Annotated in this window: 4 protein-coding genes; all 4 read left to right on the forward strand. The window is 61.9% G+C overall.

Features of this window, described 5'->3' with window-relative positions:
• Positions 1–801 (forward strand): fumarylacetoacetate hydrolase family protein (locus AC1DVZ_RS18735; protein ID WP_477619707.1); only part of this gene is annotated, 801 nt, incomplete at its 5' end.
• Positions 794–1,789: a Gfo/Idh/MocA family protein gene (locus AC1DVZ_RS18740; RefSeq protein ID WP_477619708.1), complete on the forward strand. Its 996-nt coding sequence runs from the start codon at positions 794–796 to the stop codon at positions 1,787–1,789. The genes AC1DVZ_RS18735 and AC1DVZ_RS18740, both read left to right, overlap by 8 nt.
• Positions 1,790–1,806: 17 nt before the next feature.
• On the forward strand, positions 1,807–2,301 hold the full coding sequence (locus AC1DVZ_RS18745; protein ID WP_477619709.1) for a VOC family protein: 495 nt from the start codon (positions 1,807–1,809) through the stop codon (positions 2,299–2,301).
• 12 nt (positions 2,302–2,313) lie between these two features.
• Entirely contained in the window at positions 2,314–3,324 is a 1,011-nt protein-coding gene (gene ilvC, locus AC1DVZ_RS18750) for a ketol-acid reductoisomerase (RefSeq protein WP_477619710.1), read from the forward strand.
• Positions 3,325–3,333 lie beyond the last annotated feature (9 nt).

Here is a 3,333-nt window from a genome sequence, read left to right on the forward strand (position 1 = left end):
GACCTGGAGACCCTCTATGAGCAATGGGGGACGCTGCAGTCTTGGGAGCGTGAGCTACCCGAGTCGTCGTGGAGCCGCAAGGCGACTTTTCAGGAGCAGGACCTGGGTGCGCCGTCCCCGCGGCCACGCCAGGTCTTCGCGGTTGGACTCAACTATTCCGAGCATGCCAAGGAATCTCATATGCCCTCGCCGGAGAGTTTGGTGGTCTTCACCAAGTTTCCGGGGTGCATCAGCGGCCCCTACACAACGGTGACGCTTCCATCGTCGACGGTGGACTGGGAGGTCGAGTTGGTAGTCGTCATCGGACACGGCGGCTCACAGCTGCCCGAAGAGGAGGCCTGGAACCATGTGGCCGGTGTCACCGTGGGACAGGATCTTTCGGACCGGTCAAGACAGCTCCAGGGCGCAGCACCTCAGTGGTCTCTCGCGAAGTCGTACGCTGGTTTTGGACCCACCGGCCCCTACCTCGTCAGCCCTGACGAGTTGGAGAATCGTGACGACTTGGCACTGAAATGCCTTGTGAACGGAGACGTGCGGCAGGCCGCTCGGACAGGAGACATGATTTTCTCCGTGCCCCAAATCGTGGCAGCGATATCCGAGGTCTGCCAATTGTTTCCCGGCGATCTGATCTTTACCGGCACGCCTGCTGGCGTGGGTCTCGGGCGTGTTCCAACCCTGTACCTAAGCCCGGGCGACGTGATCGAAAGCTCGATCGATGGACTGGGAACCCTGAGACAGGTGTGCACCGGCGATCAGGTCGTGACAGGTGCTACAACCGTGAGTGGTGGTGCACATGCTTGAGGTCGTCATCGTAGGCTGCGGGTACATCGCTCAAGCCGAGCAGATTCCGGGATGGGTCCAGACCCAGGGTGCGCGGATCTGCGCCGTGGTCGACTCGAGAAGTGAAGTTGCCTCCGCGGTCGGTTCGGCCCTTGGCGTCCCTGCGTTCACCTCCCTGTCGGCAGCACTGGATCAGACGAACGCCGGCGCCGTTCACATCTGCACGCCGGTGCCAGCACACGCAGCGTTGATCGAGGAGGCGGTGGGGCGTGGTGTGCACGTGCTGGTTGAGAAGCCCCTCGCGCTAACATCCGAGGAAGGCGAACGCCTCGTCGGGCTGGCGGCACAGGCGGGCGTGACCTTGATGGTTGCCACTCCCAGGGCGTACGACGCCGACGTGGAATCTGCTCTCCGCCTGGTCCGCTCAGGGGATTTGGGGGACATCGTGGGTGTGCGCTCATTTTGGGCGATCTCGTTGCCTCCCTCGTTTACGTCCATCGCGGCGGCACCCCGAGTTAACAACGAGTCGTACTCCGCGGCTGGAGTAGTTGGTTTGCGTCAACGCCTTCTGGAGGAATCGGTTCACCACCTCGGCCTTCTCCGGGACTTCTGTCCGGGGGACTCTAGCGTTGTTTCGGTATCGGTCAGTGGGTCATTGCTTCACATAGTGCTCAGCCTTGGAGGCGTAGCAGCTTGGCACACCAATGCCAGCCCCAGCTGTCACCGAGAGGAGATTGCTGTCTATGGATCTGAGGGCAGCGTTGTGGCCCAACCTTGGTCGCCGCACTTCCCCTGGGCCTATGGCAACTCTGTGGTAACCAAGCGAGGCCTGGGAGAAGACTTGCTGCCTCACATTGCCCGGACCAATGGGTACTGGGGACAGATCCGGGACTTCGCATCGGTGATTGCTGGTGATTCGGCAGGACGCCGCAGTGCGCAGGAGGCAGTCAGGGATCTGGAACTGATCGAAAGCATCGTCGCTCATGCGAAAGACGAGGTATCACTGTGATCCCCACTCTCGAATACTTGGACCACATCGGCCTGACCGTTCCTGATCTGGAGGAGGCCAAGCAATTCTTTATCGAGTGCTTCGGGGCCGAGTTCCTCTACGACGGGCAGCGTCAGAGCGACCATTCCCTGATGCGTCGAACCTTCGACGTCCCCGGCGACGCTGCCTTCAAACTCGCCATGCTGCGGTTGCCCCCCAACCTCAACCTCGAATTGTTCCAGTGGACCGTCGCGGACCAGCGCACGCAGATGCCACGCCTGTGCGATATGGATGCGCATCACCTGTGCTTTTCGGTCAACGCGATCGAGTCGGCGCTGGAGGTCCTCGCGAAGCATCCTGGCGTGCGGATTCTGGGGTCGATCAATACGGTCCCTGAAGGCGCTGTAGGAGCCGGCGTGAAATGGGTGTACCTGCGAACCGGCTGGGGGCTACATCTAGAGCTCGTTGATCGTTCAGGCGCTACTGGCGCCCTGCCCAACTATGTTCGACCCCTGACAAAAACGATTGCTTAGGAGCAACAAGAAATGGCGAAGTGTTTCACGGACGAGGAGATTCAGACCTCCTTCCTAAGCGGGTCGACGATCGCAGTCGTCGGCTTTGGCAACCAAGGCAAGGCGCAGGCCAACAACCTGCGGGATTCCGGGTATGAGGTGATCGTCGGGAACCGCGATGACGAGTACTGGCCGCTCGCCGTCGACGATGGCTTCCCGACTATGGGGATCCTTGAGGCAGCATCGCGCGCGGACGTCGTCATGTTGATCATTCCCGACAGCGTTCAAGCCGAGGTTTACACCGAGCTCATCGAGCCGAATCTGAGGCGCGGTGCGACTCTGTCCTTTCCCCACGGATTTTCGCTCCAGACCGGGGAAATCACTCCTCGCGACGATCTGGACGTGGTGCTCGTTGCTCCCAAGCAGATCGGGGAGTACGTGCGCAAGAATTACCTGACCGGCGAGGGCTTCGCCTCCCTGATCGCGGTCCACCAGGACGCAAGCGGAAACGCGTTGCAGTCGGCTGCAGAGATTGCTAAGGGCATCGGTGGAGCTCGCAAGGGTGCCTGGCTCAGCAGCGTCGAAGAGGAGACGGTAACCGACCTGTTCGGAGAGCAGGTCCTCGGTGCCGGGTTCCTGCGCCAGCTCATCGCTTCCTTCGAGGTCCTGGTCGCGGCCGGCTATGACCCCGACGTGGTGGCGCTCGAGCTCTACGCGTCAGGGGAGCTCGCCGACGTCATGGCCGCTGTGTCCCGAATCGGGTTCCTGCCCGCGCTGAAGTGGCACAGCCCCGCGAGCCGTTACGGCCAACTTGCGCGCGCGAGAGAGTTCGCCGAGCACGACAGCGATCTCACCCGTCAGCTGGAGTCGGTGCTTCTCGAGATCCGCAACGGTCAGTTCGCTCGAGACCTTGCCGAGGTCTCGCACGATGACTACAAGCGGCTGGACCAGCTCGCCGACGAATTCGCTACGGAGCCCGTCTTCGCTGCAGAGAGTCGCATCATTGCCGCTCGGGCGCCCGGGCGCACCACCGAGAACGCCTGAGGCCAGGCC

This window comes from Pedococcus sp. P2_E5, from assembly GCF_056403895.1.